Origin of the sequence: Evansella halocellulosilytica (assembly GCF_002335745.1) — a bacterium.
GTDB lineage: Bacteria > Bacillota > Bacilli > Bacillales > Salisediminibacteriaceae > Bacillus_CA > Bacillus_CA halocellulosilytica.
Map to the genome: position 1 here is coordinate 1,288,046 of NZ_NIST01000001.1, position 6,132 is coordinate 1,294,177.

The following is a 6,132-nucleotide window of genomic DNA, read 5'->3' on the forward strand; positions in this document are numbered from 1 at the left end:
ACCTCCTATTCCCAGCGTCCTTGATCACGATCGATCGTCTCATCACTAACAGGTGGCTTTTGCAATGAATAAGGACAAGATCCGTTGTATTTTTTGACATACTTATTAATGTTTTTCATATATTTTTTCGCTTCCTTTTCATTGAAAAAACCTTTGTCTCGTTTATAAATATAGTCATGAATTAAGTCTCTCACTTTATGCTGTGCTTTCACCCATTCAGGGAGGAAGTGAGCATTTTTTAATACGCTGTTAAGTGGGTCGGACGTCAATTGTTCGCGGGTTAACTTCTTTCCTTTCCCAGGTAGATTGTCAAAACCACCTTTTTTTTCATGCTCTTTGTACATATGGCCAATTAAATCGCGACTTTTATAATCCTCTTCATTCATTAAGATCACATCCCAATAGGAAGTATTAAGTATCTTATTCCATTTTATGTCGGAAATCTCCTCCTGTATTCTGTAAATAAAACGTTTTTTATAAAAGAATTACTCTCGTCGTTTGCATTATGAAGAATATCCCTCTTGCTTCCTTATTTTTTATGTAATTGTTAAACTAGCAATAGGTTATTTAACATAAAGGAGAAACGAGATGACTACGAAACATGAAAAAGTGTTAATCGTTACATCGGTGGATGTAGAGAAAGAAGCGGTACTACGCGGTCTTCATCATGACCCCCGGTTTGACGTTCAAGTAATTGGCGTAGGTCCAATGAATGCAGCTGCGAGTACTGCGTCATTGTTGTCAAAAGAGCAGTATGATCTTGTAGTGAATGTTGGTATTGGAGGGGGATTTCCTAATGTTGCGCAAATAGGCTCCCTTGTTGTTTCGACTGAAATCGTTGCAGCTGACTTAGGTGCAGAGACAGACGATGGCTTCAAGCCGATTGAACAATTAGGCTTTGGAAAATCAAGAATTCATTGTGACAAAGAGTTAGTAGAAAAACTATATGCTGCGATGCTGACGAAAGAACTTAAAGTAAATAAAGGGCCTGTCCTTACGTTATCAACAGTGACAGGAACTAGCGAAACGGCTCAAGTTTTATCCGAAAGAGTGCGAGGTGCAGCTGTGGAAGCGATGGAAGGCTTCGGTGTTGCAACAGCTGCAGAACAGAACGATGTCCCTGTTATAGAAGTACGTTCGGTCTCAAATGCCGTTGGTCCGCGAGATCGCGGAGCATGGAAAATAAATGAGGCGCTTCTCGTCATAGAGAAGGCAAGCTCGGTTTTAAAGGAGGCACTATAAATGAAAATTGCATATTCACCTTGCCCGAATGATACGTTTGTGTTTCATGCATTGGCACATGGTCTTATAGAAGGTGCACCTGAATTAGAGGTTACTTACGCTGATATAGATAAAACAAATCAGTGGGCAGCAAAAGGAGAAGGGCCGGAAGTCATGAAAATTTCCTTCGCTGCTCTTCCATGGGTGCTTGACGATTATACGCTTATCCCGTGTGGAGGAGCTCTTGGCAGAGGTTGCGGACCGCTTGTTTTGACGAAAGACGATGTAAATGATTCATCATTTTTAAGTGGGAAGAAAGTGGCTGTCCCGAGTGAAAAATCGACGGCTTATCTGTTATTCCGGTTATGGGCGGCACAAAATGTGAGTGGTGGAGTTGGAGAAATTATCGTCATGCCATTCCATGAGATTATGCCTGCTGTACGGGATGGGAGTATCGATGCTGGCCTCGTCATCCACGAAGCACGGTTTACATACAAGGAGTATGGCTTGCATATGGTCACAGATCTCGGAAATTGGTGGGAAGAAGATACTGGCTTGCCGATTCCACTAGGTGCGATCACAGCGAAACGACACTTAAATACAGCAAAAATTTCAAAGTGGATACGTGAGTCAGTTGATTATGCATGGGAACATCCAGACGAGTCTCAACATTATGTGATGGAGCACGCACAAGAAATGAGTGTAGAAGTCGCAAAGTCACATATCGATTTATACGTGAACGAATTTACTCGTGACCTCGGTGATGATGGCTTTAAAGCAATCGAATCATTACTAGGGAGAGCGGCAGAAGAAGGACTCGTTCCAGCATTCGATCTGGAAAAACTACGTAAATAATAGAAAAATCATCCAGGTGCCTGGCACCTGGATGATTTTGGTTACTCCTATTTATTTAGTAGTTTTTTAATGTCTTTTTCGATTTTGTCAGGGCTCGTTTTTGGTGCGTAGCGTTCAACAACTTCTCCGTTTTGGTCAACGAGAAATTTCGTGAAGTTCCATTTTATTTGTTCGTTCAAGAATCCTTTCTTTTCTGAAGTTAAATAGTCGAAAATTGGGTGGATGTTTGGACCTTTAACATCTACTTTTTCAGTGAGTGGAAACGTGACTCCATATTCTGTGCTGCAAACTTGCTTTACTTCTTCATTTGAGCCAGGCTCCTGATTCATAAATTGGTTACTCGGAAAGCCAATAATAACGAGTCCATCGTCCTTATAATCTTTGTATATTCGCTCGAGTTCGGCAAATTGTGGTGCAAATCCACATTTTGTTGCTGTGTTTACGACGACAATGACTTTCCCTTTAAAGTCTGCTAATGACTTCTTTTGCCCATCGATCATAGTTGCTGTGTAGTCATGTAAACTCATCCGATATCCACTCCTTTATGATCATTTCCTTTCATTATACAGCTGTTAAACATCTGAATGATAACGATATGCCTAATATTGTGCTTGATTCGAAATCATTTTACGTGATTCCAAATTGGGTTCAAAGTGAGAGACTTTCTAGAAAAGCCACTGCTTTATTACCTTCTTTTTAATTTTGCTAAAAGCCGCAGGATCTCAAGGTATAGCCAAATTAACGTAACGAGCAGTCCGAAAGCCGCGTACCACTCTTTATTTTTTGCGGCATGATTTCTCACTCCGCGTTCGATGTAATCAAAATCAATCACTAAGTTCATCGCTGCGACCCCAACGATAAACATACTAATGCCAATCCCTAGCGGTCCACTATCATGGATAAACGGTACAGACATACTCGTAAATAGCCTCAACACAATGTTCACTAAATAAACAATGAAAATTGCTCCCGTTGCAGCCATTACCATCGTTCTGAACTTCTTCGTGACCCGGATGACCCGTGCCTTATATAAAAGTAATAAAGTAAATAACACTGCAAATGTTAACGAAACAGCTTGGATGACAATACCAGGAAACTCAGCTTCAAAAAACGCCGAGATACCTCCGACCGCGAGCCCTTTCACGAGCGCATACAATGGTGCAGATATAGGTGCAGCTTTCGGTACAAACGCAGTTATGAGTGCTAACACTAAGCCACCTAGTATTCCGACCATAATGAACAGGCTGACATCTTGACCGGCGAAAAACTGAGACCAGACATATGTTGCTGCAGCAGCAGCTAAAAAAAGTAGTCCTAACGTTTTATTCACAGTTCCTTGAATCGTCATCGTTGCTGTACTGGAAGGCGAACTTGAAAAATTTCCGTGGCTTAATACTGGATTGCCGCTTCTCATGTAACCATCTCCTCAAAATAACTTTATATAGTACATACGTGTAAAAATGCGAAATGTATTCAATTTATTTTCATGAATAATAACGGGGAAAATGAAGAATATCAATAGGAAATGAAACAATTTATTATATTAGCGGTTGACGTGACACCATATGGTTATATATAATTCAGGAAGTGACACCTTAAGGTTTTATTTCAATTTGGAGAAGGAGAGATTATATGACAACTGAGCAAAACAATAACTTACCTAATATTAAAAAGCACCTCGTTTTAAATGCTCCAATTCAAAAAGTTTGGAATGCGGTCGCAACGTCAGAAGGAATCGCACAATGGTTTATGCCAAATAACTTTGAGCCTGTTCAAGGACACGAGTTTTATCTGGAATCGCCTTTCGGAAAATCACCGTGTAAAGTAACTGAACTTGATGAACCGAACAAGCTTTCTTTTACGTGGGACAACTCTGGATGGTTTGTGACATTTGAATTAACTGAAACAGACGGAAAAACTTCATTTACGTTAACCCATGGAGGCTGGGGTAAGGCAGATGATATTATTTCCGGTACCGGTGAAAAACAGAGTATTGTTCATGATCGTATGAGTAACGGCTGGGAGTCTATTGTATATGAGGCATTGAAGAAAGCTGTTGAAGCATAATGTCTCTGGCACCTAAGTATGATGTGTTTCAAGCGATTGCTGATCCATCGAGACGGAAGATTCTCGAACTCCTTGCAGAAAAGGAGCGTCCGATTAGTGAGATTAGCGAGAATTTCCCGATGACACGGACAGCAGTTGTGAAACACTTAACGATTCTCTCAGAGGCAGAGCTTATTAAAGGTGAGAAAATCGGGCGTGAAAAACGATATTCATTGCAGTCAGAGCCATTAAGACAGGTAAAAGATTGGGTCGCCTATTACGAACAATTCTGGGATAATAAGCTTTCAATGCTAAAGCATTATGTCGAAGATAACGAAGAAAGTGAACTAGAACGATCTCGAAGCGATAACAAAAAATGAAGGGGCTGGGACAAAACCCAGTTAATAAGAGTGGCACTCACCGTCGGTGAGTGCCATTTCTTCTTTTTCAGTTATTCATATTATATTTTGGGTTGATTGTTTCAAAAAACACTCGCTTGCCGCGGGCAAGGCTTCAGCTAATCGGGGTAAAATCGCCCCGATGGATCTTCAGCTCTTGCTTTTCCCGCAGGCGTCTCGTGATTTTGACAATCAACTTGGATAAGTCCGTCTAGTTTATACGTATACACAAAAAGGATACCTTCTGATAAAGTTAAAGTATCCACACAAAAACAGAATCGGAGGTATCCTTATGTATAAAGATTATAACATGAATCAAATCATTTTGCCGATGGATTTAGCCTATAAACTTCAGGAAAATGATATCGCTTTTGCCGTGAATGATATGGTAGAAGCCATCCCCGATGAGGCATTCAGTGGATTTTTACGTACAACGGGCTGTCCGGCCTATCATCCCAGAATGATGATGAAGATCATCCTTTGCGCCTATACACAATCTGTCTTCTCTGGGAGAAAAATTGAGGAGCTTTTGAAAGACAGTGTTCGGATGATGTGGCTGGCGCAAGGGTATGAACCAAGCTACCGTACGATCAACCGTTTTAGGGTACACCATGAAGTCCAAGAATTACTACGTCAGTGTTTCGTTCAATTCCGTTGTCAGCTGGTTAAAGAAAAGGTGATTGAAGATGAATCGATCTCATCGATGGCACAAAGATTGAGGCAAATGCAAATAAGTTTACGTTTGTCTGGCGTAAATCCGTTGAAAGGTACAGCACCCGTTTAGTTGAGAAATCCAATCAACTCTATGAGGAACTTCTAGAACATGAGATCATTCCTGCAATAGAACGGGATAGCCAAAAAGAACTGTCTAACAAGGAGCTCGAAGAGGTCGTTCAGAAGTTGGATGAAACCATTGAAGGTTACAATAACCGGATTGAAACGACTCAAGACACACAGAAACGAAAACAACTTCGCTCAGAACGGAAAGCACCTAAACAGTACCGTAAAAAGTTCAAGGATTTTGCCGCGCGTAAACAAAAATACAAGCAGGATCTTGCGACCCTGGGAGATCGAAACAGCTATTCCAAGACAGACCATGATGCCACGTTTATGCGGATGAAAGATGACTACATGAAGAATGGTCAACTGAAAGCCGGATATAATCTTCAAATTGCCACTGAAGGACAGTACACGCTTGCTTATGACATCTTTCCAAATCCTACTGATACGCTGACGTTTATTCCTTTTCTTAATAAAATTGAGAAATGGTTCTTCTCGTTGCCCTCTTACATAGTGGCCGATGCCGGATATGGAAGCGAACAGAATTACGATGACGTTTTAAACATTCGCCAGCGGACGCCCCTAATCACCTATGGGATGTACCGTAAAGAAAAGAAAAAAGCATACAAAAACAATGCTTTTAACGTAGCCAACTGGTACTTTGACCAAGAGAGTGACACTTTTACGTGCCCGAATGATAAGAAATTGAACTTTAAGTATTGGTCGAAAAGGACAGATAAAGCAGGATTTGAGCGAACGTTTAAGGTTTATGAATGTGAAGATTGTTTTGAATGTCCCCTACGTCCCCAATGTACGAAAGCTAAAGAGGGAA

General features: G+C 40.9%; 7 protein-coding genes and 1 pseudogene. 5 read left to right on the top strand and 3 right to left on the bottom strand.

What is annotated here, in order from left to right:
• Nucleotides 1-5 precede the first annotated feature (5 nt).
• Nucleotides 6-386 carry a DnaJ family domain-containing protein gene (locus CD001_RS06235; RefSeq protein WP_096186694.1) on the bottom strand — a complete coding sequence of 127 codons (381 nt, stop codon included), beginning with the start codon at nucleotides 384-386 and terminating at the stop codon, nucleotides 6-8.
• 202 nt (nucleotides 387-588) lie between these two features.
• On the opposite strand from CD001_RS06235, the gene CD001_RS06240 reads away from it, so the two are divergent.
• Nucleotides 589-1,242 (top strand): futalosine hydrolase, encoded by a 654-nt coding sequence (locus tag CD001_RS06240; protein WP_096186695.1) that lies wholly within the window; start codon nucleotides 589-591, stop codon nucleotides 1,240-1,242.
• Complete coding sequence (locus CD001_RS06245; RefSeq protein ID WP_096186696.1) at nucleotides 1,243-2,076, top strand: 1,4-dihydroxy-6-naphthoate synthase; 834 nt, start codon at nucleotides 1,243-1,245, stop codon at nucleotides 2,074-2,076. It begins immediately after the preceding gene.
• A gap of 47 nt (nucleotides 2,077-2,123) precedes the next feature.
• On the opposite strand, the gene CD001_RS06250 is transcribed toward CD001_RS06245, so the two are convergent.
• Nucleotides 2,124-2,603 carry a glutathione peroxidase gene (locus CD001_RS06250; RefSeq protein ID WP_096186697.1) on the bottom strand — a complete coding sequence of 160 codons (480 nt, stop codon included), beginning with the start codon at nucleotides 2,601-2,603 and terminating at the stop codon, nucleotides 2,124-2,126.
• Between the two features lie 158 nt (nucleotides 2,604-2,761).
• Nucleotides 2,762-3,490 (bottom strand): Bax inhibitor-1/YccA family protein, encoded by a 729-nt coding sequence (locus tag CD001_RS06255; protein ID WP_096186698.1) that lies wholly within the window; start codon nucleotides 3,488-3,490, stop codon nucleotides 2,762-2,764.
• A 218-nt stretch (nucleotides 3,491-3,708) separates the two neighbouring features.
• Here CD001_RS06255 and CD001_RS06260 point away from each other — a divergent pair, with 218 nt between their 5' ends.
• From CD001_RS06260 to CD001_RS06270, 3 genes and pseudogenes are all read left to right on the top strand, one after another.
• Complete coding sequence (locus tag CD001_RS06260; protein ID WP_096186699.1) at nucleotides 3,709-4,143, top strand: SRPBCC family protein; 435 nt, start codon at nucleotides 3,709-3,711, stop codon at nucleotides 4,141-4,143.
• A complete protein-coding gene (locus CD001_RS06265) occupies nucleotides 4,140-4,502 on the top strand; it encodes an ArsR/SmtB family transcription factor (RefSeq protein ID WP_096186700.1) in 363 nt (120 codons plus the stop codon). Before CD001_RS06260 ends, CD001_RS06265 begins: the two co-directional genes overlap by 4 nt.
• Nucleotides 4,503-4,812: 310 nt before the next feature.
• A pseudogene (locus CD001_RS06270) lies at nucleotides 4,813-6,132 on the top strand (IS1182 family transposase); the annotation flags it as partial.

Bases quoted from the DNA above. Each gene is read 5' to 3' on its own strand.
- CD001_RS06235 (WP_096186694.1), bottom strand. From the start codon at position 386: ATGAATGAAGAGGATTATAAAAGTCGCGATTTAATTGGCCATATGTAC.
- CD001_RS06240 (WP_096186695.1), top strand. From the start codon at position 589: ATGACTACGAAACATGAAAAAGTGTTAATCGTTACATCGGTGGATGTA.
- CD001_RS06245 (WP_096186696.1), top strand. From the start codon at position 1,243: ATGAAAATTGCATATTCACCTTGCCCGAATGATACGTTTGTGTTTCAT.
- CD001_RS06250 (WP_096186697.1), bottom strand. From the start codon at position 2,603: ATGAGTTTACATGACTACACAGCAACTATGATCGATGGGCAAAAGAAG.
- CD001_RS06255 (WP_096186698.1), bottom strand. From the start codon at position 3,490: ATGAGAAGCGGCAATCCAGTATTAAGCCACGGAAATTTTTCAAGTTCG.
- CD001_RS06260 (WP_096186699.1), top strand. From the start codon at position 3,709: ATGACAACTGAGCAAAACAATAACTTACCTAATATTAAAAAGCACCTC.